The 26,013-nt window shown below is 71.6% G+C and carries 18 protein-coding genes; 7 read left to right on the top strand and 11 right to left on the bottom strand.

Annotation, left to right across the window (positions count from 1 at the left end; genetic code table 11):
• Window positions 1-19: 19 nt before the first annotated feature.
• The 3 genes from ACZ49B_RS15910 to ACZ49B_RS15920 all read right to left on the bottom strand — a co-directional run bounded on the left by ACZ49B_RS15910 (window position 20) and on the right by ACZ49B_RS15920 (window position 3,499).
• Window positions 20-841, bottom strand: a complete 822-nt coding sequence (locus ACZ49B_RS15910) for a hypothetical protein (protein WP_468305733.1) — start codon at window positions 839-841, stop codon at window positions 20-22.
• Window positions 842-991: 150 nt separating this feature from the next.
• Window positions 992-2,167: a metallophosphoesterase gene (locus ACZ49B_RS15915; RefSeq protein WP_468306152.1), complete on the bottom strand. Its 1,176-nt coding sequence runs from the start codon at window positions 2,165-2,167 to the stop codon at window positions 992-994.
• 216 nt (window positions 2,168-2,383) lie between these two features.
• Window positions 2,384-3,499, bottom strand: coding sequence for a LacI family DNA-binding transcriptional regulator (locus tag ACZ49B_RS15920; protein ID WP_468305735.1), 1,116 nt, complete (start codon window positions 3,497-3,499; stop codon window positions 2,384-2,386).
• 361 nt (window positions 3,500-3,860) lie between these two features.
• On the opposite strand from ACZ49B_RS15920, the gene hisC reads away from it, so the two are divergent.
• Window positions 3,861-4,943, top strand: a complete 1,083-nt coding sequence (gene hisC, locus ACZ49B_RS15925) for a histidinol-phosphate transaminase (protein WP_468305737.1) — start codon at window positions 3,861-3,863, stop codon at window positions 4,941-4,943.
• Between the two features lie 11 nt (window positions 4,944-4,954).
• On the opposite strand, the gene ACZ49B_RS15930 is transcribed toward hisC, so the two are convergent.
• Entirely contained in the window at window positions 4,955-5,323 is a 369-nt protein-coding gene (locus ACZ49B_RS15930; protein ID WP_468305740.1) for a cyclophilin-like fold protein, read from the bottom strand.
• A gap of 189 nt (window positions 5,324-5,512) precedes the next feature.
• Between ACZ49B_RS15930 and ACZ49B_RS15935 the strand changes: the two genes are divergently transcribed.
• The 4 genes from ACZ49B_RS15935 to ACZ49B_RS15950 are packed head-to-tail and all read left to right on the top strand — an operon-like array spanning window position 5,513 to window position 13,394.
• The gene (locus tag ACZ49B_RS15935; RefSeq protein WP_468305743.1) at window positions 5,513-7,018 is read left to right on the top strand and encodes a cytochrome ubiquinol oxidase subunit I; all 1,506 of its coding nucleotides are present in this window, start codon (window positions 5,513-5,515) and stop codon (window positions 7,016-7,018) included.
• Between the two features lie 18 nt (window positions 7,019-7,036).
• Window positions 7,037-8,038, top strand: coding sequence for a cytochrome d ubiquinol oxidase subunit II (gene cydB / locus ACZ49B_RS15940; protein ID WP_468305745.1), 1,002 nt, complete (start codon window positions 7,037-7,039; stop codon window positions 8,036-8,038).
• A gap of 43 nt (window positions 8,039-8,081) precedes the next feature.
• Window positions 8,082-11,633: a thiol reductant ABC exporter subunit CydD gene (gene cydD, locus ACZ49B_RS15945; RefSeq protein ID WP_468305748.1), complete on the top strand. Its 3,552-nt coding sequence runs from the start codon at window positions 8,082-8,084 to the stop codon at window positions 11,631-11,633.
• A 24-nt stretch (window positions 11,634-11,657) separates the two neighbouring features.
• A complete protein-coding gene (locus ACZ49B_RS15950) occupies window positions 11,658-13,394 on the top strand; it encodes a GAF domain-containing sensor histidine kinase (RefSeq protein WP_468305751.1) in 1,737 nt (578 codons plus the stop codon).
• A gap of 51 nt (window positions 13,395-13,445) precedes the next feature.
• Here ACZ49B_RS15950 and ACZ49B_RS15955 read toward each other — a convergent pair whose 3' ends face one another.
• The gene (locus tag ACZ49B_RS15955) at window positions 13,446-14,330 is read right to left on the bottom strand and encodes a Cof-type HAD-IIB family hydrolase (RefSeq protein ID WP_468305753.1); all 885 of its coding nucleotides are present in this window, start codon (window positions 14,328-14,330) and stop codon (window positions 13,446-13,448) included.
• A gap of 197 nt (window positions 14,331-14,527) precedes the next feature.
• On the opposite strand from ACZ49B_RS15955, the gene ACZ49B_RS15960 reads away from it, so the two are divergent.
• Complete coding sequence (locus tag ACZ49B_RS15960) at window positions 14,528-15,433, top strand: LLM class flavin-dependent oxidoreductase (protein WP_468305756.1); 906 nt, start codon at window positions 14,528-14,530, stop codon at window positions 15,431-15,433.
• 46 nt (window positions 15,434-15,479) lie between these two features.
• Here the strand turns inward: ACZ49B_RS15960 and ACZ49B_RS15965 are convergent, their stop codons facing one another.
• The 3 genes from ACZ49B_RS15965 to ACZ49B_RS15975 all read right to left on the bottom strand — a co-directional run bounded on the left by ACZ49B_RS15965 (window position 15,480) and on the right by ACZ49B_RS15975 (window position 21,021).
• Entirely contained in the window at window positions 15,480-18,491 is a 3,012-nt protein-coding gene (locus ACZ49B_RS15965) for an ATP-binding protein (protein WP_468305758.1), read from the bottom strand.
• Window positions 18,488-20,362: an HSP90 family protein gene (locus ACZ49B_RS15970; RefSeq protein WP_468305760.1), complete on the bottom strand. Its 1,875-nt coding sequence runs from the start codon at window positions 20,360-20,362 to the stop codon at window positions 18,488-18,490. The genes ACZ49B_RS15965 and ACZ49B_RS15970 overlap by 4 nt, the downstream gene beginning before the upstream one ends.
• A 119-nt stretch (window positions 20,363-20,481) precedes the next feature.
• On the bottom strand, window positions 20,482-21,021 hold the full coding sequence (locus tag ACZ49B_RS15975; protein WP_468305762.1) for an RNA 2'-phosphotransferase: 540 nt from the start codon (window positions 21,019-21,021) through the stop codon (window positions 20,482-20,484).
• A 133-nt stretch (window positions 21,022-21,154) separates the two neighbouring features.
• Here ACZ49B_RS15975 and ACZ49B_RS15980 point away from each other — a divergent pair, with 133 nt between their 5' ends.
• Window positions 21,155-21,985, top strand: a complete 831-nt coding sequence (locus tag ACZ49B_RS15980) for an aquaporin (RefSeq protein ID WP_468305765.1) — start codon at window positions 21,155-21,157, stop codon at window positions 21,983-21,985.
• A 181-nt stretch (window positions 21,986-22,166) separates the two neighbouring features.
• Here ACZ49B_RS15980 and ACZ49B_RS15985 read toward each other — a convergent pair whose 3' ends face one another.
• The 3 genes from ACZ49B_RS15985 to ACZ49B_RS15995 form a co-directional block, all read right to left on the bottom strand.
• Complete coding sequence (locus ACZ49B_RS15985; protein ID WP_468305768.1) at window positions 22,167-23,081, bottom strand: MerR family transcriptional regulator; 915 nt, start codon at window positions 23,079-23,081, stop codon at window positions 22,167-22,169.
• A 199-nt stretch (window positions 23,082-23,280) separates the two neighbouring features.
• Entirely contained in the window at window positions 23,281-25,137 is a 1,857-nt protein-coding gene (locus ACZ49B_RS15990; RefSeq protein ID WP_468305771.1) for an SDR family oxidoreductase, read from the bottom strand.
• A complete protein-coding gene (locus tag ACZ49B_RS15995; protein WP_468305774.1) occupies window positions 25,134-25,991 on the bottom strand; it encodes a M24 family metallopeptidase in 858 nt (285 codons plus the stop codon). The genes ACZ49B_RS15990 and ACZ49B_RS15995 overlap by 4 nt, the downstream gene beginning before the upstream one ends.
• Between the last annotated feature and the right edge of the window lie 22 nt (window positions 25,992-26,013).

A 26,013-nucleotide genomic window follows, 5' to 3' on the forward strand; every position in this document is an offset into this window, starting at 1 on the left:
GGACTGCCCACCGAGGCCGTCAGGGCGTCTCGGTCTCCGGGCCGCCGAAGTCCGGGCTGGTGAAGTCCGGAGGCGAGTAGCCGGGCCGGGGTCCCTGTGACGTGGATCCGGGGCTGGTGAAGTCGGGCCGGGTGTATCCCAGGTTGGGGATGCGCCCGGCCTTCGGCGTGCGGGGGGCGGGATACACGGGTCCCGCGCTCGGATCGGCCAGCGCGTCCCGCAGGAACGGCAGGATGCCCCGCTCCAGCAGGGCGTGCCGCCAGGCCTCGCGGGCCTGCGCAAGTTCGTCGGGTATCGCCCCGTCGTCGGCCACGACCTCCGTCGCGCGGTTGCGGACGGCCGTCACCAGCAGCCCGATCACCGCGAACAGCAATGAGACCACGGTCAGGGCGCCGAAGAGCCAACCCGCCGTCAGCATCGTGTCGGCGAAGGCCGGTTCGGGCTCGATCGCCTTCAGGATGTAGCCCACCAGCAGGAAGATCAGCATCGCGGCGCCCGCCAGCATCGGGGCGAGCACCGCGACCACGGCGCTGACCCCGGCGCCGTCGTCACCCTCGTCCTGCCCGGCAGTCCTGTCCGCACCCGTCGATCCGGGGGTGGACAGGGCCTCGTCGCGCCGTTCCCCGCGGAGTTTCACGTAGTGGTCGTACTCGGCCGCTGCCGCGGCCGTCAGCAGCGCGCTGGCCCCGACGGCCATCGTGCGCAGCTGTTCGGCGTTCAGCCGTTCGCCGAGAGCGGCGAGCTCGGGCCGATCGTGTGCGGTACGCAGCGCCTCGTCGAGGAGCCGATCGAACTCGGGTCGGTCTTCGGTCAGCAGGTGCGGAGCGCTGTTCATGTGCATCCCCCGATGCTCCGTGGGGGCCGGTTTGCCCGCGTAGACCCGGGCGCCGGCACAAACGGAGGAGAGCCTGCTACGGATAGGGCGATGGTAGAGCGCCCATGCCACGCCGTGACAGGGGCTTTCCTGAAATTACCCCCCTTCTGATAACCCTCAGTCGTTCAACGGCAGTTGTACGACCAGCAGTTTGCCCGCCATCGTGACCCCGCCGTCCATGGCGATCGCGAGCCCTTCCGCATACACGTGCGGTCCGGTCACGGCCTCCGGGCCGCGGGACTCGTCGCCGTCCTCGGTGCCCACCTCGCCCAGCAGGTACGGGATCGGGCTGTGTCCGTGCACGACCCGGCTACCGCCGTAGGTGTCGAGGAGTTCGCGTACGGCCTGGGGGCCGGTCTCCTCGTCGCGGAAGGCGAACCGCTTGGTGAACTTGCGGAAGAGGTCCCAGGTGATGTCGGCGTCGTTGCGGTTGAGCAGCTCGTGGATGGTGTCGTTGACGTCCTCGATGGAGTCGCCGTAGTCGAGGTACGCGGTGGTGTCGGAGTGCAGCAGCAGGTGCCCGTCCTCCAGCACTGCCGCGTCCAGCCGTGACATCCACTGCAGGTGCACGTCCTCCAGGCGCTCCATGTCGGTGCGCTGGCCGCCGTTGAGGAGCCAGGCGGCCTGGAAGGTGGCGGTGCCGGCGCCCGAGGCGACCGGGGTGTCGCCGAACCGCTTGGCGCCGATGAGGAGCAGCTCGTGGTTGCCCATGAGGGCCTTGCAGTAGCCGCCGGAGGCGGCGGCTTCGGCGGACAGCCGCATGACGAGGTCGATGACGCCGATCCCGTCGGGCCCGCGGTCGGTGAAGTCGCCGAGGAACCAGATGCGCGCGTTGCCGGCCGACCAGCGGCGGTCGGCGTCGATGAGGCCCTGTGCCTGGAGTTCGGTGACGAGCTCGTCCAGATAGCCGTGTACGTCGCCCACGACGTACAGCGGCCCGGGGCCCGCGGCCGGGGACTCCTGGGGGACGTAGACGACCTGGACGGTGTCACCCGGCCCGCCGCGGCCGATGATCGGCAGATCGCGGTGCGTGGGGGTGTAGCCCTCGTCGAGGTCGTCCTCGTCGGCCGGTCCGCCCGTGGCGGGCGCCTGGCCCGGGGGCGGCGGCGGGGGCACGGGCGCGCTCTCCCCGTAGTACGCGGGGTACTCGCCGTACACGGGGGCTTCGTCGGGAAGCCCGCCGGGCACGCCGTACGGGACGGGCTCGGTGACCGGAACCCGGAAGTCCCGCAGCGTCTCCGTCCGCATCGCGGGTCCCTGACCGGCCCCCTGAGTCATCGACCCCTCCACCACCGTCGCGCTGCCGTACACCTGCGGACCCTCCTGACCTCCGGGGCGGAGGGTCCGTGATGTCGTGCGCCCATCATAGGAATGCGGCTCGTGCTCTGTGACGCACCAGGGGTGGTGAATCCTGGGCGGAACCAATAGTTCCTGCCGCTTTCTCCCGAAATAGGTGTTGCTGAAATCCTCGACGGGGCAGTCACCCCCGCCGGTTTCGCGGTGTGGCGGTCAGTCCTTGGCCGGTGACCGGGGCGGACTGACGGTCGTACGGGGCTGCCTGCGCTGCGAGGAGGTACGGATGATCAGCTCGGTCGGGACGACCTGTTCGACCGGGCGCCCGGTGTCGACCCCCTCGATGGCGTCGATGAGCAGCTGCACGACGGCGGTGCCGATGCGGCGCGGTTTGAGGGAGAGAGTGGTGATGGGCGGTTCGGTGTTGGCGTACACGGTGGACTCGCTGCAGCACACGAGCAGCAGGTCCTCGGGGACGCGCAGGCCGTAGCGCCGGGCGGCGGCGAGCAGGTCGGTCCCGTTGGGGTCGAACAGCCCGTAGACGGCGTCGGGCCGGTCGGGCCGGGCGAGCAGCCGGTCCGCGGCGACGGCGCCCGCGCACGGGTCGTGGGCGGGGTAGGACTCGTAGACGGGGTCTTGGCCGACGCGCTCGCACCAGTTGAGGTAGGCGGTGGTGGAGAGTCGGGTGTAGGTGTCGGTGGTGGTGCCGGTCAGCAGCCCGATACGGCGGGCGCCGGCGGCGGCGAGGTGGTCGAGCAGGTTGAGTACGGCGGCCTCGTGGTCGTTGTCGACCCAGGCGGTGACGGGGAGGGAGCCGGCCGGACGGCCGTCGGAGACGACGGGGAGGCCTTGGCGGACCAGTTCGGTGACGACGGGGTCGTGGTCGGAGGGGTCGATGACGACGGTGCCGTCGAGGGCCACGTTCGACCACACGTCGTGTCGGGAGGTGGCGGGGAGGATGACGAGGGCGTAGCCGCGGGCGAGCGCGGCGGAGGTGGCGGCCCTGGCCATCTCGGCGAAGTAGGCGAATTCGGTGAAGGTGAAAGGTTCATCCCCGTACGTCGTCACGGTCAGACCGATGAGGCCCGACTTGCCGGTACGGAGGGTGCGGGCCGCGGCGGAGGGGCGGTAGCCCAGCCGGTCGGCGACCTCGCGAACGTGGCGGCGGGTGGCGTCCGGCAGTCGCCCCTTGCCATTGAGCGCGTCGGAGACGGTTGTGATCGAGACGCCCGCCGCGGCGGCCACGTCCCTGATGCCGGCCCGGCCCTGTCGGCCGGCGGCCCGCCGGGTGGTCTCGGTCCGGCTCACCTGATGCTTCCCTGCTGCTGTCATGGCGAGCCGATAGTAGGGCTCGGCGGGGTGGGTGGTCCGGGTGCATATGCACGCGTTGACAGGCACGATTCTGCATGGTTCGCCACCCCCAATGACCTTGGAATTAAAGGCATTTGAGCGCGGAGAGTGAGCGGGCCCTTTGTCGGCGGGTACGGGCATGCCAAAGCGGTGTGGTCTCGGGCCGGTCTCAACTCACCTGTACGAGGGATGCGCGCCACGGCGTGGGCCACCGGCGTGTGCATATATGCGTGCGCTCCCCCGCAATCCCGGCGCTGCCATTTTCGGAAGCGCGGAATCCTCATAAGGTGAGCAGTATTGAGTCGACGGCGACGTCGTACGGGACGGTCGAGGAGGACCTGCGGTGAGCGAGAAGAGCCCGAAGCTGCGCGCCGAGCTGGACGGCATTCCCACCTACAAGCCCGGGAAGCCCGCTGCCGCGGGCGGGCCCGTCGCGTACAAGCTGTCCTCGAACGAGAACCCGTACCCGCCGCTGTCCGGGGTGCTGGAGACCGCGGTCGCGGCGGCAGGAAAGTTCAACCGCTACCCCGACCTGGCCTGCACGGTCCTGGTGAACGAGCTCGCCGAGCGGTTCGGGGTGCCGGTCGAGCACATCGCCACGGGCACGGGCTCGGTGGGCGTGGCCCAGCAGCTGGTCCAGTCGACGGCCGGCCCGGGCGACGAGGTCATCTACGCCTGGCGGTCCTTCGAGGCCTACCCGATCGTCACGCAGATCTCCGGTGCGACGGCCGTGCAGGTCCCGCTGACCGACGGGGACGTGCACGACCTCGACGCGATGTTCGACGCGATCACCGAGCGGACCCGGCTGATCTTCGTCTGCAACCCCAACAACCCCACGGGCACCGCGGTGCGCCGTGACGAGCTGGTGCGGTTCCTGGACCGGGTGCCCTCGGACATCCTGGTGGTGCTGGACGAGGCGTACCACGAGTTCGTCCGGGACGTCGAGGTGCCGGACGGCATCGAGCTCTACCGGAGCCGCCCGAACGTCTGCGTGCTGCGCACGTTCTCCAAGGCCTACGGGCTGGCCGGCCTGCGCGTCGGCTTCGCGGTGGCGCACGAGCCGGTGGCGGCGGCGCTGCGCAAGACGGCGGTGCCCTTCGGCGTCAGCCAGCTCGCCCAGGACGCGGCGGTCGCCTCGCTGCGCGCCGAGGACGAGCTGATGGGCCGGGTCGGGGCGCTGGTGGGAGAGCGTGCTCGGGTCTACAAGACGCTGCTCGGCCAGGGCTGGACCGTGGTGCCTGAGACTCAGGCGAACTTCGTGTGGATGCGGCTGGGGGAGCGGACCGCCGCGTTCGCGGCGGCCTGCGAGAAGGCCGGTGTGGTGGTCCGGCCCTTCGCGGGCGAGGGCCTGCGGGTCACGATCGGTGAGCCCGAGGCGAACGACATCTTCCTGCACACGGCAGAGGCGTTCTTCAAGGAGATGTAGCCCTCGGGGGGCTACGCGAATTCCACGCGGATCGGGTCGCCGTCGCGGACGGTGGACAGCAGGCGGGGGTCGCCGTCGAACGAGCCGAGCACATTGCACGGGCTCGCCAGGCGGCTCTCGCCTCCGCGCGAGATGGGCGTGGGGCCGTAGGGGAGCGCGAGGGCGTCGCCCTCGGTCCAGAACGCGACCGTGCCCGGGTCCACGACCTGTCGGGCGTCGTGCTCGAGCGCCACGGACACGCCGGTGTCGAAGTAGACCTCCTCGCCCCAGGTGTGGGCGGATGCGGAAATCGGAAGGGCCTCGGCCAGCGCCTTGCTGGTCGGGGTCTCGTCAAGGGTTGCCGTGAGCTGGCCTGAGGGCCAGGAGATACGAATCCTCATGAGCGGCATTCAACAATCTGTTGAAAGTGTTGGCTAGAGGGGACCCCCCTGAAAGGCGTCGACAGCGGTACGACATAATGCTTGTGAATGTGAACGCGTTCACAAGCGCGCCCTGTTTCGTCCCGTATTGGGTAGGGCACGCCAGGCAAACTGCGGCAGTGACCACGGCGCACCGAAGGAGACGACGACGTGGACGTAGCTTTGGCGCCAGAGACGTTGGCGCGCTGGCAGTTCGGCATCACCACCGTCTATCACTTCCTCTTCGTCCCGCTGACGATCTCTCTCGCGGCGCTCACGGCAGGTCTCCAGACCGCCTGGGTGCGCTCGGAGAAAGAGAAGTACCTCAGAGCCACCAAGTTCTGGGGCAAGCTCTTCTTGATCAATATCGCCATGGGTGTCGTCACGGGCATCGTGCAGGAGTTCCAGTTCGGCATGAACTGGTCCGACTACTCGCGCTTCGTCGGTGACATCTTCGGGGCCCCGCTGGCCTTCGAGGCGCTCATCGCGTTCTTCTTCGAATCGACCTTCATCGGCCTGTGGATCTTCGGCTGGGACAAGCTCCCGAAGAAGATCCACCTGGCCTGCATCTGGATGGTCTCGATCGGCACCATCCTCTCCGCGTACTTCATCCTCGCGGCCAATTCCTGGATGCAGCACCCGGTCGGCTACCGGATCAACGAGGAGCGGGGCCGGGCCGAACTCACCGACTTCTGGCTGGTTCTCACCCAGAACACCGCGCTGACCCAGTTCTTCCACACCATCACCGCGGCCTTCCTGGTCGGCGGCGCCTTCATGGTCGGCATCTCCGCCTTCCACCTGGCCCGCAAGAAGCACATCCCCGTGATGCGCACCTCGCTGCGGCTCGGCCTGGTCACCCTGATCATCGCCGGCATGGGCACCGCCATCAGCGGTGACCTGCTCGGCAAGGTGATGTTCAAGCAGCAGCCGATGAAGATGGCCGCCGCAGAGGCGCTCTGGGACGGCGAGGCGCCCGCGCCCTTCTCCGTCTTCGCCTACGGAGACGTCGAAAAGGGCCACAACAAGGTCGCCATAGAGATCCCGGGCCTGCTGTCGTTCCTGGCCAATGACGACTTCACCTCCTTCGTCCCCGGCATCAACGACGTCAACAAGGCCGAACAGGAGAAGTTCGGGCCCGGTGACTACCGGCCCAACATTCCGGTCGCGTACTGGGGCTTCCGCTGGATGATCGGCTTCGGCATGGCCTCCCTCGGCATCGGAGTGCTGGGGCTCTGGCTCACCCGGAAGAAGTTCATGCTGCCGCCGGGGCTGCGCACCGGCGAGGACGAGGTCCCGCACCTGGTCCTCTTCAAGAAGCCGCTGAGCCCCCGGTTCACCACCTGGTACTGGATCGTCGCCCTCTGGACCATGGGCTTCCCGCTCATCGCCAACTCCTGGGGCTGGATCTTCACCGAGATGGGTCGCCAGCCCTGGGTGGTCTACGGAGTCCTGCGCACCCGCGATGCCGTCTCGCCCCACGTCTCCCAGGGTGAGGTGCTCACCTCGATGATCGGCTTCACGCTCCTGTACGCCGTGCTCGCGGTGATCGAGGTCAGGCTGCTGGTGAAGTACGTCAAGCTCGGGCCGCCCGAGCTCACCGAGGCAGACCTGAACCCGCCCACCAAGATCGGCGGGGACGACAAGAACCCCGACCGGCCGATGGCCTTCTCGTACTGAGGCTGAGGGGACCACACCATGCAACTCCATGACGTCTGGTTCGTGCTCATCGCCGTCCTGTGGACCGGCTACTTCTTCCTGGAGGGCTTCGACTTCGGAGTCGGCGTACTGACCAAGCTGCTCGCCCGCGACCGCAGGGAGAGGCGGGTCCTGATCAACACGATCGGGCCCGTGTGGGACGGCAACGAGGTCTGGCTGCTCACCGCCGGCGGGGCGACCTTCGCCGCTTTCCCCGAGTGGTACGCCACTCTGTTCTCGGGGTTCTACCTGCCGCTCCTGGTCATCCTGATCTGCCTGATCATCCGCGGTGTCGCCTTCGAGTACCGGCACAAGCGCGACGAGGACCGGTGGCAGACGAACTGGGAACACGCGATCTTCTGGACCTCGCTGATCCCCGCGTTCCTGTGGGGCGTGGCCTTCGCCAACATCGTGCGCGGCGTGAAGATCGACGAGCACAAGGAGTACGTCGGCAGCCTTTTCGACCTGCTCAACGTCTACTCGCTGCTCGGCGGCCTCGTCACCCTCACCCTCTTCACCTTTCACGGAACGGTGTTCACCTCGCTCAAGACGGTCGGGGACATCAGGGAACGCTCGCGTGCGCTGGCGACCCGGCTGGGTGCGGTGACCGCCGTGCTGGCACTGGTCTTCCTGATCTGGACCCAGGTCTCGCGCGGTGACGGCAAGAGCCTGGTCGCGATGGCTGTCGCGGTCGCCGCACTGGTCGGGGCCCTCGCCTGCAACCTGGCGGGCCGTGAGGGCTGGTCGTTCGCCCTGTCCGGGATCACCATCGCGGCCGCGGTCGCGATGCTCTTCCTGACGCTCTTCCCGAACGTGATGCCGTCCTCGCTGAACGACGCCTGGAGCCTCACGGTCACCAACGCCTCGTCCAGCCCCTACACCCTGAAGATCATGACCTGGTGTGCGGGAGTGGCCACGCCGCTCGTCCTGCTCTACCAGGGCTGGACGTACTGGGTGTTCCGCAAGCGGATCGGCACGCAGCACATCGCCGATGCGCACTGATCCCTGACCGTCCTGCCTGACCCTGCTCTGGGGGATGTTTCACGTGAAACCGATCGACCCGCGCCTGCTCCGGTACGCCCGCTCCACCCGCCTCTTCCTGGCGGCCGTGGTGGCCCTGGGACTTGCCGGGGCGGGGCTGGTCGTCGGTCAGGCGATGCTGATCGCCGAGATCGTGGTCGGCGCCTTCGAGCAGGGACTGGACGGCGAGGCGCTGCGGACGCCGCTGCTGCTGCTCGCGGCTGTGGCGCTGGGCCGCGGCTTGCTCGCCTGGCTCACGGAGCTCGCCGCCCACCGGGCCAGTGCGGCGGTCAAGTCGCAGCTGCGGGGCCGGCTGCTGGACCGGGCAGCAGCTCTGGGGCCCGGCTGGCTGAGTGGTCAGCGGACCGGGTCGCTGGTGGCGCTGGCCACCCGGGGTGTGGACGCCCTCGACGACTACTTCTCGCGCTACCTGCCCCAGCTGGGCCTCGCGGTGGTCGTCCCGGTGGCCGTCCTTGCCCGGATCGTCACCGAGGACTGGGTGTCGGCGGCCATCATCGTGGTCACCCTGCCGCTGATTCCGCTCTTCATGGTGCTGATCGGCATGGCCACCCAGTCCCGGATGGACCGCCAGTGGCGGCTGCTGTCCCGCCTGTCGGGGCATTTCCTGGACGTGGTGGCCGGCCTCCCGACGCTGAAGGTCTTCGGCCGGGCCAAGGCGCAGGCCGAGTCGATCCGCAAGATCACCGATGACTACCGGCAGGCGACGGTACGGACCCTGCGCATCGCCTTCCTCTCCTCCTTCGCCCTGGAGCTGCTGGCGACGCTCTCGGTGGCGCTGGTGGCCGTGACCATCGGCATGCGGCTGGTCCACGGGGACCTCGATCTGTACACCGGGCTGGTCATCCTGATCCTGGCGCCGGAGGCCTATCTGCCGCTGCGCCAGGTCGGGGCGCAGTACCACGCGGCCGCCGAGGGGCTGGCGGCCGCGGAAGAGATCTTCGAGGTGCTCCAGACCCCGGTCGCCGCCATGGGTGGCGCTGCCCCGGTGCCGGCAGCGGGGCTGCGGATCGAGCTGGACGGGGTCGCGGTCCGCCACGAGGGCCGGGGCGAGGACTCGCCGGGACCGGTCTCGCTGGCGGTCGGACCCGGGGAGTGCGTCGCCCTCACCGGGCCCAGCGGGGCGGGCAAGTCCACGCTGCTCCAAGTGCTGCTGGGCTTCGTGGCGCCGACCGCGGGGCAGGTGCGGATCGCGGGCGTGGACCTCGCGTCGCTGTCACTCGAGGAGTGGCGCGAGCGGATCGCGTGGGTGCCGCAGCGGCCGCACCTGTTCGCCGGGACGATCGCGCAGAACGTACGGCTGGCGCGGCCGGAGGCTTCCGCGGACGCGGTGACCGAGGCGCTGAAGGACGCCGGGGCGTGGGAATTCGTGGCCGCGCTGCCGCGCGGCATCGACACCGAACTCGGCGAAGGCGGAGTCGGGCTGTCCGCCGGACAGCGCCAGCGGCTGGCGCTGGCACGGGCTTTCCTCGCGGACCGACCGGTGCTGCTGCTGGACGAGCCGACCGCGGCTCTCGACGGGGAGACCGAGGCGGCCGTGGTCGACGCGGTACGACGCCTCGCGGTGGGGCGGACGGTGCTGCTGGTCGTCCACCGGCCGGCTCTGCTGGCCGTGGCCGACCGCGTGGTGCGGGTGGGCCCTGCGGGGCTCGTGCCCGTGGTCTCCCCTGTCCGGCTCGGGGCCGCGCCAGGGACCTCCGCCGGCCTCGGCGGGGGGCGCAACGGGCCGTCCGGTCCCGGGGAGTGGATCCTCGGCAGCGCCCCCGAGCGGGCGGCCAAGGCCGGCGGAGCCGACTCGGGCGGGGGTGATCCGCTCCGACGGGTACGCGCCGTGGCCAAGGCGTGGCAGGGGCGGTTCCGGCTCGGTCTGCTGCTCGGGGCGCTGGCCGTCGGGTGCAGTGTCGGGCTGATGGCCGTCTCCGGATGGCTGATCTCACGGGCCTCGGAACAACCGCCGGTGCTCTACCTGATGGTGGCCGTCACGGCCACCCGGACCTTCGGGATCGGGCGGGCCGTCTTCCGGTACGCGGAACGGCTCGTTTCCCACGACGCCGTGCTGCGGATGCTCGCCGACCTGCGGGTGTCGGTGTTCCGGCGGCTGGAGCGCATCGCGCCCGCCGGGCTGCGGGAGCAGCGGCGCGGAGACCTGCTGGCACGCCTGGTGGCCGACGCCGACGCCCTCCAGGACTACTGGCTGCGCTGGCTGCTGCCGGTCGGCACCGCGGTACTCGTCGGCACCGGCTCGGTCGCCTTCACCGCCTGGCTGCTGCCCGGGGCAGGTGCCGCGCTCGCCGTCGGGCTGCTCGTCGCCGGGGTCGGGGTGCCGCTGGTCAGCGGGGCCTGCGCCCGGCGGGCGGAGCGGCAGCTGGCACCGGCCCGGGGCGAGCTGGCCACGCGGGCAGCCGACCTGCTGACCGGGACCGCCGAGCTGACCGTTGCCGGGGCGCTCGCCGGACGCAAGGACGCCGCGAAGGAGAGCGACCGGACGCTGACCGCCATCGCCGCACGGGGCGCCGCCGCCACCGGGCTCGGCAGCGGGCTCTCCGCCCTCGTGTGCGGGCTGACCGTGGTGGTCGCCGCGGCCGTGGCCGCGAACGCCGTCCACGACGGCCGGCTGTCGGGGGTGGCCATGGCCGTGGCCGTGCTGACCCCGCTCGCCGCCTTCGAGGCGGTCAACGGCCTTCCGCAGGCCGTCCAGTACCGCCAGCGGGTGCGCCGCAGCGCCGAGCGGATCTACGAGGTCATCGACGCTCCCGTCCCGGTCGCCGAGCCGGAACGACCGGCCCCGGTACCCGCCTCTCCGTTCCCGCTGCGACTGACCGGGCTCGCCGTCCGGCACCCCGGGCAGGAGCAGGACGCGCTGCACGGGCTGGACCTGACCCTGGCTGCCGGCCGGCGGATCGCGGTCGTCGGCTCCTCGGGTGCCGGCAAGACCTCCCTGGCCCAGGTCCTGCTGCGGTTCCTGGACCCGCACCAAGGCACGTACACCCTGGGCGGGACCGATGCGCGCACGCTCGACAGCGACGAGGTCCGCCGGATCGTGGGCCTGTGCGCCCAGGACGCGCACCTCTTCGACAGCTCGGTACGGGAGAACCTGCGGCTGGCCAGGACCGGGGCGAGCGAGGACGAGCTGCGGCAGGCCCTGGCGGCGGCCCGGCTGCTGGAGTGGGCCGACGGGCTCCCCGACGGGCTGGACACCCTGGTCGGCGAGCACGGCGAGCGGATCTCCGGCGGCCAGCGCCAGCGCCTGGCCCTGGCCCGGGCGCTTCTCGCCGACTTCCCCGTCCTCGTCCTCGACGAGCCGGCCGAGCACCTGGACCTGGCGACCGCGGACGCCCTGACGGCGGACCTGCTCGCCGCGACCGAGGGCCGCACCACCGTGCTGATCACGCACCGGCTGGCGGGCCTCGATGCGGTCGACGAGGTGCTCGTACTGGACGGAGGAACAGTCGTGCAGCGCGGCACGTACGCGGAGCTGGCCGCAGCCGAGGGCCCGCTGCGGAACCTGCTGGAACGGGAGCGGGCGGCCGACGGCGTCCTCGCCGACTTTCCCCGGTAAAAGGGACTAACTAGTCTCAAGGGCATGTCAGTGCAGGAGTCGCAGGAACCGCCGGAGTCGCCACCCGCAACGCCTGACCCGCTGGAGGCAGCCGCCCGGGCCACCCGGAGTCTGCAGGGCCTCTCCACCGAGCTCACCGCCCGGGTGCCGCAACTGCTGGAGGCCATGCGCTCGGTCGGCACCGGCCTCGAACTGCACTCCACGCTCGACCGCATCTGTGAGACCGCGGCCGAGCTCGCCGACGCCCGGTACGCCGCGATCGGCGTCGTCGACACCGAGGGCCGGGGCCTGTCGGACTTCGTCACCTTCGGCATCGACGCCGAGGCCGCGAGGAGGATCGGACACCGGCCCGACGGTAAGCGGGGTCTGCTCGGCGCGCTGATCTCGCACCCGGACACCGTGCACCTCGCCGATCTGACGAAAGATCCGCGCTCGGCCGGATTCCCGCCCCACCACCCGCCCATGAAGACGTTCCTCGGCGTCCCGATCCGGGTGCAGGGGGAGATCTTCGGCAATCTGTACCTCGCCGAGAAGAACGGCGGCGGCCAGTTCAACGACTACGACGTCCACATGGTCCGGGTCCTGGCCACCGAGGCGGGGATCGCCATCGGCAACGCCCGGCTGTACGAGGCCGCCACCCAGCGGGAGCGGTGGATCGACGGCTCGGTGGCCGTCACGACCGCCCTGCTGTCGGGCGGGGACGCGGACGACGCCCTGGCGGTGGTCGCCGAACAGGCCCGCCATCTGGCCGACTCCGCCGCCGGGATCGTGATGCTGCCGGCCGAGGAGGGCGGCATGGAGATCGTCGCCGTCTCCGCCGAGAATCCGGCCACCTCGCTCGGCCTGGTGATCCCGGCCGACAGCCCGGTGGTGGCGAGACTGCTCCAGGGCGAGCCGGTCTTCGTGGACGACGCCGCCTCCGACCCCCGCATGACCAGTCGGCTGACCAGCCAGTACGGGCCCTGCATGATGCTGCCGCTGCACAGTGGCGGGCGGGTGCTGGGAGCGTTGGTGACCCCGCGGGGCCGCGGCAAGAGGCCGTTCAGCGAGTCCGAGCGGACCCTGGCCACCCAGTTCGCCTCCCAGGCGGCACTCGCGCTGATGATGGCCGAGGCGCAACGCGACCGGGAGCGGCTCGCGGTGTTCGAGGACCGCGACCGGATCGCCCGGGACTTGCACGACCTGGTCATCCAGCGGCTGTTCGCCACGGGGATGATGCTGGAGGGCGCCCAGCGGCGGTCCGTCGTCCCCGAGGTCGTCGACGGCGTCGGCAAGGCCGTGGACGAGCTGGACGTGACGATCCAGGAGATCCGCACCGCGATCTTCGCGCTCCAGCAGGGACCGGCCGAGGCTCCGTCGGGGCTGCGCACCCGGGTCCTGCGAGAGATCAACATGGCTGCGGTGCCGCTGGGTTTCAAGCCGGCGCACCGGTTCCTCGGTCCGCTCGACGCGGTGGTCGGTGAGCTGGTGGGCAAGAACCTGATCGCGGCGCTGCGCGAGGCCCTGTCGAATGCCTTCCGGCACGCGGAGGCGTCCCGAATCGAGGTGGTCGTGGACTGCACCGGCACACTGGCCGACGGGAGGCCCGGGGTGCGGCTGGAGGTCGCCGACGACGGCGTGGGCATTCCGGAGGGCGGCCGGCGCAGCGGGCTGCGGAATCTGCGCCGGCGGGCCGAGTCCCTGGGCGGGTCGAGTTCGTACGGCCCCGGTATCGGAGAGGACGGCAGCGGGACCACCGTGGTGTGGGAGGCCCCGCTCTGACCGGTCGGGGCCGCTCGGGCCGGCCCCACCGCTGTTGGCTGCCGCTGATGCCTATCGCTGGTTCGCGGTGCGTTCCGCGAGGATGCGCTCGATGACGACGGCTACGCCGTCCTCGTTGTTGGCGACCGTACGGCCGGAGGCGGCCGCGATCACGTCCGGATGCGCGTTGCCCATCGCGTACGAGGTACCTGCCCAGCGGAGCATCTCCACGTCGTTGGGCATGTCCCCGAAGGCGACGACCTCGGCGCGGGAGATGCCGCGCTCGGCGCAGCACAGCTCCAGGGTGCTGGCCTTGGAGACGCCCAGTGCACTGATCTCCAGCAGAGCGGTCGGGCTGGAGCGGGTGATCGACGCGTAGGTGCCGGCGACCGAGCGGGCGAGCGCCAGGAACTCGTCCGGCGCGAGCTCGGCGTGGTGCGCGAGGAGCTTGAGTACGGGAGCGGAGGTGTCGTCCGCGTCCTCCTCCAGCAGCTTCTCCGCGGTGGCCACATGGGCGCCCGGGTCCTGGAAGAAGGGTGGGTACAGCGGCTCGTAATTGATCCCGGTGGTCATCTCGACCGCGAAGGAGGTGCCCGGGGCGGCGGCGCGCAGGGTATCCACGACCGTCAGCGCCGTGGCCCGCGGCAGAGCCCGGACCTGTACGAATTTCCGGCCCGCGTGGAGATCGACCACCGCGGCCCCGTTCGCGCAGATCGCCAGGCCGTGGCCGTGGACATGGTCGCTGACCACGTCCATCCAGCGGGCCGGGCGGCCGGTGACGAAGAAGACCTCGATCCCGGCCTCCTCGGCCGCGGTGAGCGCGGCGACCGTGCGGAGCGAGACGGATTTGTCGTCGCGCAGCAGGGTGCCGTCGAGGTCGGTGGCGATGAGCCGGGGAGTGGGAGTTGGCCCGTCCGGGCGCTGGGGAGCCGAGGTCACGCATCCATCTTCGCCCATGGTCCTGCGGTGACGACCAGGGGCAGGGCCGGGCCCCACATCGGATGGCGATCTTTCTCCCCCGGCCACCTGCCCGCGGACTCGGTCCGGAAGGACCCCGGGTGCTCCCCGTGAAACAGGGACGGCCGATGTTTCACGTGAAACATCGGCGGCTGACGTTTCACGTGAAACATGGGCAGGGCCGTAGTCTCGAAGACATGAGTCTGCGTCTGAGCACTGTGATCCTCCCGGTACGCCCGTGGCGTGAGGGCGGTCGCGACCAGTGGGTGCGAGCCGAGAAGCTCGGGTTTCACACCGCATACACCTACGACCACCTGACCTGGCGGTCCTTCCGCGACCGGCCGTGGTTTGGCGCGATTCCGACGCTGACCGCGGCGGCCGCCGCCACCGAGCGGATGCGGCTGGGCACGCTCGTCACCTCGCCGAACTTCCGGCACCCGGTGACGCTGGCCAAGGAGCTCATGGCGCTGGACGACATCTCCGGTGGCCGTATCACCCTCGGTATCGGCGCCGGCGGCAACGGGTTCGATGCCACCGCGCTGGGCCAGGACCCCTGGAGCCCGCGTGAGCGCGCCGACCGCTTCGCAGAGTTCGTGCCGCTGCTGGACCGGCTGCTCACCGAGGCCGCGGTCAGCGAGCGCGGCACCTTCTACTCCGCCGACGAGGCCCGCAACATCCCCGGCTGCGTGCAGCAGCCGCGACTGCCCTTCGCCGTCGCCGCGAACGGCCCGCGGGGCCTCAAGCTGGCCGCCGCCCATGGCCAGGCCTGGGTGACCACCGGTGATCCGAAGCTCTTCGAGGAGGGCACCCCGGAGCAGTCGCTGGAGGCCATCCGCGGCCAGCTGGCCAAGCTCGACAAGGCCATGGCGGAGATCGGGCGCGCACCGGAGCCGATGGAGAAGATCCTTCTCACCGGCTTCACCCCGGAGCGCAACACGATGCTGGACTCCGTCGATGCGTTCGTCGACTTCGCCGGCCGCCACCAGGAACTCGGTTTCACCGAGATCGTGATCCACGCGCCGATCCCGGACTCCGAGTTCGCAGCGGACGAGAAGGTCTTCGAGGAGATCGCCACCGAGGGCCTGGCCCAGCTGGACAGCTGACGGCTCCCGATGCCCCCGTCGCCGCTTGGCGACGGGGGCATCTCGGTCAGGACCTCAGGCTGTCGAGGGAGGACTGGGCGCGCTCCAGCAGACCCTCGGGAACCCCCTCGGGCCGGGCCCGGAGTTCGTCGATCAGCGCCGAGAGCCGAGCGACTCCTGCCTCCTCGCGGCCTGTCTCCTGCTCGGTCCAGGCGGCGTACTGCACGCACTGGAGCCGGTCCCCCAGATGGTCCGGACCCAGTTCCGCGTACAGGGCCGCGGCCCGCCCGCTCAGCTCGATCTCCTCCAGCCGCAGCGCCTCGATCTCCGCGGTGCGGCCCACGACGCCAGAGGACTCCGCGCCGTCTTCGCCGCCGTCCTCCTCGTCGGCCTCCTCGAGCGAGTTGACGCGCCAGTCGAGGACCTGCGCCAGCTGCTGCCAGGTCTGGGCGAGCTCGGCCCGCAGCTGCGGGGCCGGAGAGGTCTCGCCGTGCTCGGCCAGTGCGGCCTCCACGACCCCGGCCGCCTGGTGCATCAGGTCGCGTGCCCGTGCCCATGCCGCCGCGGTGGCGTCCTCCCGCGGTGCCAGCCAGGCCAAGGAGCGCAGGATCCGTACCTCGGCAATCGGGGCGTCGCCCGTCACCCGGTACAGCTCCAGGGACCGCTCGTACGCAGCCACCGCCTCCTGGAGCAGGTGCGCGGCGGCGAGTTGTTCCGCCGCCGCCTGCGCGAGGGCGGCCTGCGGGCGGGTGTCTTCCCAGCCCTTGGCCACCTCCGCCGCCAGCAGGTACTGCTCGGCCGCCGCCCGCGCGTCGTTCAGCTGCCGCAGCAGATCACCGAGGAACTCCCGTGCGGACACGGCCTGTCCCTCGCCGTGCTCCAGCAGATCGGGCAGCGTCGACTGCAACACCTCCGCGGCGTCGGCGTTCCGGCCCTCCCGCGCATGCGCCCGGGCCAGCACGAGCCGGGCCTGAGCCCCTCCGTCGGCGGTCAGACCGGCCTGGTCGAACCAGTGCGCCGCGGTGAGGGCGTGCTCGCCGGCCTCCGCCGCAGCGTCGGCCCGGCGCAGCAGGATGTCCGCAAGGGTCAGCCGTACGACTCCGTGCGTCTCGGCCTCGGTCACCTCCGCGGAGTGCTCCAGCGCGGCGCGCGCCGCCTCCTCCGCCTCCTCCGGCCGGTCCAGCGACATCAGCACACCGGCCCGCAACACCAGCGGATCCACCGCCTGCCACGGCCGGTCCGCCGACACCGCGCGCGCCGCGGAGGCCGCAAGGAGTGGCAGGGCCCGCTCGGGGTCGCCCTGGGACAGGGCGACGCGGCCCAGCATCTCCTCGGCCTCCGCCACCAGGTCGGGCAGATCCTCGGCATGGGCTGCGACGAAGGAGCCGAGTTCGGCCGCCAGCTCACCGTGCCCGTGGTCCTGCCCGGGGCCGTGGAGGTGGTCGTGCTCCGGGCCGGCTTCCAGCGAGCGCAGGTACGACTCCACGCGGATCGAGGCCAGCTCCGCCAGCGCGATCCGGCGCCCGCGCAGCGGCTCGTCCGCATCCAGCGCCTCGGCGGCCCGCCCGGCCACCTCCAGCAGTTCCCGGATCCGCGCCGGCTCGGCTCCGGACTGCGCGGCCGCGCTCGCCAGCCGCAGCTCCGCCAGTGCGGCGCGCTCCCCCTGCCCGAGCGCCCGGTAGCCGTCGCGGACCGCCTCCAGCAGCTCCGCCGCGTTCCCGGCCCCGCCGCGCGCGGCCGCCAGGGCCCGGTGGTCCGCCACGTCGGCGGCGATCAGCGGGTCCACCTCGCCCTCCGGGCGCGCGTCCACCCGTACGCCGACCTCGGCCCACAGCCCGTCCGCGGCCGGATGCCCCTGGTCGCGGGCCTGCCGGGCCCGCTCCACCAGCTCGTGGAAGCCGGCTGCGGGCGGCTCGGGGGCATTCGCGGGGGCGGCTGCGGGCGCGGGTGCAGGGGTCTTCGGCAGGGCCGTGCTGCGCACCCCCAGCGGCAGGACGTCGACCAGCGGCTCCCGCCCGATCCGGGCGAGGAAGCGGTCCGAGACCCGGGTGGTGCCGTTGCGGGCGTCGAACCGCCGGGCGATCTCGAGCGAGCTCGCGCGCAGCACCTCGTACAGCTCGGACACCGTGCGCGGGACGCCCTCGTAGGCGACGGCCGGGCTCTGGCCGTGACCCAGCTCCGTCAGCCGGCGCAGCAGCACCAGGATGCCGCCGTGGAAGGCCATCTGGTCGTCGACGTTGACGAGCGGGCCCACGTGGGCGGCATGCTCGGTGAGGATCTCCAGGCCGCGCGACTCGTTGCCACTCAGGGCGCAGAACTCGATGTGCTTGCCGACCGAGGGCAGCAGGCTCTCGTTGCCCCTGGCCATGCGGTAGCCGCGCAGGTGGTGCGAACGGGCCTCGTCGAAGCGGCCGAGGCGCAGCAGCGGCAGCAGCGAGTGGGCGAGCAGCCGGTGGGGCTCCTCGGCGCAGGTCCGCTCGCCCGCCAGCACGGGCTGCCAGACCTCCAGGGCCTGGGCGTCGTCCCCGCGGTGCACCGCGTACGCACCCTGCCCGTTGAGCTCGCAGGCGTGGCAGTCGCTCATGCTGTCGCGGTCGGCCGCCAGCCAGGCGCGGTACGCCCGCTCGGCCCGGTCGTCCTCGCCGATCGCGTCGGCGAGCCACAACTCGGCCTCGCGTACCGGCCGCTCGCTGTAGCCGGCGATCCGGTAGCGGCGATCCATTTCGTCCAGCCAGCCGGTGGCGGACTCCAGCGGGATCTCGGGGGAATCGCTGATGGCCGTGGCCACCCACTTGAACTGCCAGAACAGCGAGTGGGCTTCCCACCGATCGAAGGCGCCTGGGTCCTTGTCGTACTCCTGGAGCAGCCGGGCGAACGGCACCAGCATCTTCGAGGACTCGGCGCTCCAGAGGTAGGCGTTGATCAGGTTGTCGAGGGCCCTGCGGAACAGCGCCCCGTCCCCGTTGGCCTCCGCCGCACCCACGAGCACCTCGGCGTGGGCGTTGCGCGCCGCCCCGTTCGGGGCGTCGCTGTTCTCCGCCAGGCCCCGCTCGATCTCCTCGCGCGTCAGCATGGTCACTTCTGGCCCTCCGGGGAGTCGGTGGAGTGGGTCGCCCATTCCAGGAGCCCGAGGAAGGCCCGGTTGAGCAGGGTGGAGTCGGCGGGGCGCAGCGGCCGTTGGGACATCAGCAGCGCCTGCCCGTACAGCGATTCGACGGCCGTGCCGGTCAGGGCCTCGTCGGGCAGGGCCGAGATCCGGCGGATCAGCGGGTTGTTGTGGTTGAGCACCAGGCGGGCGCGCGGCGCGGAGCCGCGCAGCGCCCCGAGGATCCCGCTCCACAGCGAGTCGGCGCTGCCCAGGGCGGCCGTGCGGTCGCGCTCCTGGCGGGCCTGGCGGTCGTCGAGGTAGAGCGCGGGGACCGACACGGGCTGGAAGGCGCGCAGCACCACGTCGCAGCCCTGCGGTTCCAGCCGGGTGCGCGCCGTGGACAGGAAGGGCGCGAGGGCCAGTTCGGCGGAGGTCGGAACCGGGTCGAGCCGCTCGGTGACGGCTCCGGCGTCCAGCTCCGTGACCTTGAGGTCCGGCCGTACGGAGGGCAGCAGGGCGAGCAGGTCGGCGTCGTAGGTGTATCCGGCGTTGATGACGCCGAGGCCGTGGGCGGCCGCGATCGGGGCGATCTGGCGGAACTCTTCGACGGTGCGCGTGAAGTGGATCTCGGTGTGGGCGGCCGTGAACTCCTCCAGGCTCATCGAGCCGTCGCTGGTCTCGAACGGAAGCCAGGGGAGCATCAGGCCGAGCAGCTCGGCGTCGTGCCGGGCCAGGGACTTCACACCGAGGTGGTGGACGCCGAGGAAGGCGGCCAGGCGCTCCGGTTCACTCGCCGCGAGTTCGGCGAGCCAGGCCCGGACGCGGGCGCCGAGGGCCTCCCGTACGGCGGACAGCGTCTCGTCGTCGTACAGGTTCTCGCGGGAGGCGGTGGGCCGCAGCGTGTCGGTGTCGATGACCGCGCGGACGAAGAACGCCCAGTCCGGCAGCAGGTTGTCGGCGTGGTCGGTGAGCAGCATGCCCTTGAGGTGGACGCGGTGTCCGGCCCGGTGGGCGGGGCTGGTCGGCTCGGGAAGGACGTACGCCACTCCGCGCACCCCGGCGACGGGCAGGTCGAGGTCGATGCTGTCGAGCGGGGTGAAGCCGAAGAGCTGCGCGCAGTGGCCGGCGAGCGCGACGCGGCGGGCGGCGGGGGTGGGGAAGGGACGGTCCCATACGGCGGGCCGGTCGGTGACGGCCCGCGGCTCGCCGCCTTCGCCGTCGTCGAAGGTGATGTCGTACGGAAGAAGGGAGCCGTAGTCGCGGGCCAGCTGCTCGACCTTGGCCGGGACGGTCCACTCCTCGGCGCCCGGACGGGCCTGCAGGATGACGGTGGTGCCGGGTTCCCGGCGTGCGTCGTCGGGCAGTTCGCGGACGGTGTACGAGCCGTCGTCCGTGGCCAGCCATTCGACCGGCGCGGCCTGGGGGTCGCGGGCGGAACGCGTGATGACGCGGATCTGGCGGGCCACGACGAAGCAGGCGAGCAGGCCGATGCCGAACTGGCCGAGGAACTCCCGGCGCGTGGTCTCGAGGCCGTGGTCGCCGCCGCGCTTGGAGCTGCGGCCGATGGTGGCGAGGAGGGAGTGGGCCTCGGCGGCGGTCAGGCCGATGCCGCTGTCCTCGATGGTCACCCGGCCTGCGGTCGCCGACAGGCGGATGCGGATCTCCGCCTCCGGGTCGAGTGCGTGGCGGGCGGTGACGGCGTCCACCGCGTTCTGCAGGAGCTCGCGGACGTAGACGCGCGGGCTGGAGTAGAGGTGGTGGGAGAGCAGGTCGACCAAACCGCGCAGATCGACTTGGAAGCTGTTGGCCGACGGGTCGGACTGGTCGGCGGAGTGGGAAGGGGAAGGGGATGTGGACGTCACGGGGCGTCACCTCGCGTGCTCGCATGGATGGTTCGGCGATCGCGAGGTACCCCCCTCACAGATCGGAATGAGGAACAGAGTAGGGGGATGATCTGACAATCTCGTCCTGAATTCCTGCGCTACGAGAAGCGCAGGAACTGCGCCGGTACGGCGTCCACCAGCCAGACCCCGTTGGCGCTGATCCGGAAAACGTGCCCGGCCGCGCGCATCGCCCCCGCGTCCACGCTGAGCACGACCGGCCGGCCGCGCCGCGCGCCGACACGGGTCGCGGTCTCCCGGTCGGGGGACAGGTGTACGTGGTGGCGGGCCATGGGACGCAGGCCCTCGGCGCGGATCGCGTCCAGGGCTGCGGCGACGGTGCCGTGGTAGAGGTACGCGGGCGGTTCGGCCTCCGGCAGGTCCAGGTCCACGGGGACGGTGTGGCCCTGGTTGGCCCGGATACGGGTGCCGTCGACGGCGAACCGCTGCTTGTCGTTGGCGGCGACGACGTGGTCGAGCTCGGCGCGGCTGACGGGGAAGCCGTGAGCGGCGGCCGCGCGGAGAAGATCGTCGATCTCCACCCAGCCCTGGGGATCGAGCACCAGTCCGATGCGTTCCGGCTGATGCCGCAGATATTTCGAGACGTATTTGGACACCTTCACGGTGCGTCTGTCGTCCATGGCCCCAGCTTGCCGCGTCGGAGCGGGGTCGGGCAGGGATTTTTCGCCGCTCCGCCGGACCTGGACACCCTCTACCGCACTTCCAAGATACGGAATACATTTTCCATTGAACTTCTGCCCAGGGGGAGAACCCATGACGATCCACGCTTCCCTGCCGCGCCGTGCGGTCGCCGAGCTCATCGGTACCGCCGGCCTTCTCGTGGTGGTGATCGGCTCCGGTATCCAGGCCGCCGACCTCAGCCGTGACACCGGTGTCGCCCTCGTCGCCAACTCGCTCGCCTCGGCCATCGGCCTCGGGCTGATCATCACCCTCTTCGGACCGCTGTCCGGAGCCCACCTCAACCCGGTCGTCACCCTCACCTCCTGGTGGGCCCGGCGGACCGGTGGCGAGGGGCTCGGCGGCCGGGAGGCCCTGGTCTACACCGCGGCCCAGACCGTCGGGGCCATCGGCGGCGCCGTCCTCGCCGAGTTGATGTTCGGTCACGCCCCCGGCGCGTTCTCCACGCAGATCCGGGGCGGCGGCCACCTGCTCGTCGGCGAGATCGTCGCCACCGCGGGGCTCGTCCTCGTCATCCAGGGCCTGGAGCGCATCGGGCGCCCGAAGCTGATCCCGGCCGCGGTCGCCGCGTACATCGCCGCCGCGATCTGGTTCACCTCGTCCGGCTCCTTCGCCAACCCGGCGGGCACCATCGGGCGCGCCTTCAGCGACTCCTTCACGGGCATCGCCCCGCAGTCGCTGCCCGGGTTCGTCGCGGCCCAGCTGATCGGCGGAGTCCTGGGCCTGGCTCTCGCCGCACTCCTCTACGGGGGCACCGGGTGCGGTACGCAGGACGCGCCGGCCACCCCCGCGGGCGGTGCGGAGACCCTCGCGCCGGTGCCCGTCAGCCTGGGCGACTCCGCCGCAAGTGCCGGCGGCGTCGGCCCCGTCGGGCCGATGAACGCCGCCTTCGAGACCATCGGTTGAGTCGTCTCCGAGCAGCCGCCACGCCGTCGTCCACAGGGTTACCCACAGGTGGTACCGACTTGTCCACAGCCTGTTAGGTGGGATTTGAGGGCAAACGAGTGATCCGCCCTGTGGACTACCGACCGGACGTCATCGGACGTCCCCGGACCTCATCGGACGTCACCTGCCTTCGGAGGCGCCGCTACCCGCCGCCCCGGCGCGCCAGCTCGTTCATCGTCCGGGCCTGCAGCTCCCGCTCCGTCGCGGCCCGGACGAACTCCCCCACGTGCTCGGCGCCGACCAGCTCCTGCACCGCCCGTACCGTCTCCGCCGGAAGCGGCACCGATGCCGGGCCCGACGGCTGCGGGGTCCCGGCCGCCCCCAGGTGGCGCTGCAGATGCCGGGTCGCGAACAGCCGCATCGCCCGCGCCAGCTCGGCGTCCACCGTCTGCTGGGCCAGGGGCCGCAGTCTCCGTACCATCGTCGCCGCCTCCGCCGCGTCCGCGTCCGTCGGCGGGATCTCCCCGAGGTAGCGGGCGAAGACGTGCTCGGTGGTGAACTCGAGGAACCGCGAGGCTATGTGCTCCACCTGCCCGCGCAGCTCCCGCAGATGCCCGGTGATCGCCGACAGCGGCACCCCGGCCGCATACAGCTCGGCAGCCACGGCCAGCTCCTGCGGAGACGGCACGAGGAAGTCGTCAGGGCGCCCCGGGATCCGCTCCAGCACCCCCAGCTCGCACGCCTCGCCCACCGCGTCGTCGTCGGGCCGGCCGCCGAACCGCTCGTTCAGCTCGGCCCGGCTGATCCGGGCGGCCTCCTCGTCGGTCCACGGTCCGTGCACCTCGGCGACGAGCCCCAGCACGCCGCCCAACCCGCGCCCGGCGTCCCAGGCCTCCAGCAGCTCCTTGATGGAGGCCAGGGTGTAGCCGCGGTCCAGCAGGTCGGCGATCTGGCGCAGCCGCGCCAGATGCGTGTCCCGGTAGACGTTGGAGCGGCCCCGCCGCTCGGGCTTCGGCAGCAGCCCGCGGTCCTGGTACGCACGGATCGTGCGTACCGTCGCCCCGCTGTGGTGCGCGAGATCCTCGATCCGGTACTCGGCCACCGCCTGTTCTGACAATCCCGGCTCCCTACGACATGGCGGCTCGGCCGACCGCGGCCGCCGCGGCCCGGGCGGCAGGGCGAAGCCGCAAGGTACTCGACCGCCCTGCGCAGCGAGCCCTCCTGCGAGGGATGGTACGACTGCCGGAAGTAGCGGGATATGGCCGTGCCGGGCTCTCTCCACGGCGGCAGGGCCGGGGCCCGGCTCCGCCGCCCGTTCACAGCCGGGGCTCCAGTTTCGCGAGCCGCCGCAGGGTGCGCGGTGCGAACCGGGACATCCACAGGGCCCCCTTGGACTCCGGTGTCACCGGCACCACCGCCTCGTTGCGCACCACGGCCCGCACGATCGCGTCCGCGACCTTCTCCGGCGGGAAGTTGCGCAGCCCGTACAGCCGCGAGGAGCGCTCCTGGCGGCGCTTCTCCTCCGCCGCGTCCACCCCGGCGAAGCGCGAGGTGGCGGTGATGTTGGTGTTGACGATCCCCGGACATATCGCCGAGACGCCGATCGACTGCGCGGCGAGCTCGGCGCGCAGGCACTCGCTCAGCATCAGCACCGCGGCCTTCGAGGTGCTGTACGCGGGCAGCGTCTTGGAGGGCAGGTACGCGGCGGCGGAGGCGGTGTTGACGATGTGTCCGCCCTGGCCGCGCTCGGCCATCTGACGGCCGAAGATCCGGCAGCCGTGGATGACCCCCCACAGGTTGACGTCGAGGACCTTCTTCCAGTCCTCTGAGGTGGTCTCCAGGAAGGGCCCCGACAGGCCGATCCCCGCGTTGTTGACCAGGACGTCCACGATTCCGTACTCGGCGGCGGTCTTCGCCGCGAGCTTCTCCATCGCCTGCTCGTCGCTGACGTCGACGCACTCGCCCCAGGCCTCGGGGGCGCCGACGAGCCGCGCCATGTCGGCCGTGCGCGCCGCGCCCTCGGCGTCCCGGTCCACGCACACCACCCGGGCCCCGGCCTCGGCGAAGGCGAACGCGGTGGCCCGGCCGATGCCGCTGGCGGCGCCGGTGACCAGCACCAGCTGGCCGCCGAACCGGTCGGCGTAGCGGCCCGGAGCCTTCTGTTCCGGCGCTCGGGTGGCGGGATCCTCCCGGGCGGTGACGAACTCGGTGATCCACGCGGCCAGCTGGTCGGGCCGGGTCCGCGGCACCCAGTGCTTGGCGGGCAGGGTGCGCCGCACCAGATCGGGGGCCCACAGTTCCAGGTCGTCGTAGAGCCGCTCGGAGAGGAAGGCGTCCCCGGTCGGAGTGATCAGCTGGACGGGCACGTGTGCGTACGCATCGGGGCGCGGCCGGCGCAGTCGGGGCCGGACGTTGTCCCGGTAGAGCCAGGCTCCGTGCGCGGCGTCCGAAGGCAGCGAGGCCGTCGGGTAGGAGCCGGCCGGAATCTTCTCGACGCGCTCCAGCATCCGCGGCCACCGCTTGCCGAGCGGCCCGCGCCAGGCGAGCTCCGGCAGCACGGGGGTGTGCAGCATGTACACGTACCAGGACTTGACGCCCTGGCCGAGGAGCTGCGCGGCCCGGCGCGGGGTCGGCCGGGCCAGCCGCTTCTTGATCCAGTGCCCGAAGTGGTCCAGGGAGGGGCCCGACATCGAGGTGAAGGAGGCGATCCGGCCCTCCGTACGGGCGACCGTCGCGAACTCCCAGCCCTGTACGGAGCCCCAGTCGTGGCCGACGAGGTGTACCGGCCGGTCCGGGCTGACGGCGTCCGCCACCGCCAGGAAGTCGTCGGTCAGCTTCTCCAGGGTGAAGCCTCCGCGCAGTGGCACCGGCGCCGTGGAGCGCCCGTGGCCGCGCACGTCGTAGAGCACCACGTGGAATCGGGCCGCCAGCCGCTCCGCGACCTCCGACCAGACCTCCTTGCTGTCCGGGTACCCGTGCACGAGCACCACGGTCGGCCGGTCGCTGTCACCGAGCTCGACGACGCACAGCTCGATGCCGCCGGTGCTCACCCGGCGCTCGCGCGCCCCCGCGAGGCCCGTACCCGTGAGCTTCGAACCCGTGGGGCTCGTACCCGCGGGGCCCGTCCCCTTGATTCCGTCCTTGCCGCCGTCCGCTCCGCTCATGCCGTTCATGCTGCCCCCTCCTCGGCCCAGCGCCGCACGTGCGGCAGATCGTCGTCCAGCCAGAACGCGCTCTCCTCGGGATCCCGCGAGTCGGTGACGACCAGGATCTCCTCGAACTTCGCGCCGGTGCCCCGGAAGCCCAGGTGCGGCTCCACCGCCCACAGGCCGGGCTGCGGCGGGTGGTCGGAGAAGTGGTACGGGCTCCACAGCGGGGACCAGCCCTCGCGGTGCCCGTGCAGGGCGTCGGAGGCCAGCCCCTTGAGGGACTGCGTGCCGAACCCGAACACGGTCGGGGACCAGCGCCGCTCCTTGACCCGGTCGATCTTGTGGGCGATTACCCCGAAGGGGTAGGCGCGGTGCCGGTTGGCATACCCCTGGCGGATCATCAGCCGCTCGACGTTCTCGTAGATCTCGCGCAGCGGGCGGCGCTCGCGGACCTGCTCCAGGATCAGCTCGCGGTGCACCCGCAGATCGGACATGAGCCGGTCCTGTACGGGGTTCAGCCCGAGGCTGCCCGAGTACCCGATGTCGGCCGCGTACCCCTTGTACACAGGTGCCATGTCGAGGATGAACGGCATCCCCGGCTCCAGCTTCCGGTTCGTCGGGAAGAACTGCAGGGGGATCTTGAAGTTCACGAAGGCGGTGCGGTCCCCGAACCACGCGAACGGCAGGTGGAACCAGTCCCGCACGCCGCGCTCGCGCAGCCACTCGCGCTGCATCCGCGCCGCCTCGCGCTCGGTCACCCCCGGCCGCAGCTGCGCCGCCACGGTCTCCGCGCACTCGTACGAGAGGCGTTGCACTTCCCTGAAACCGCGCAGGTCCGCCGAGCGTTGCGCGGTGCGTTCCCTGGTGTCCCCAGCCATGACAGCCGTCCGTCCGTAGCCG

It is taken from the genome of Streptomyces sp. NPDC031132, from assembly GCF_055570595.1.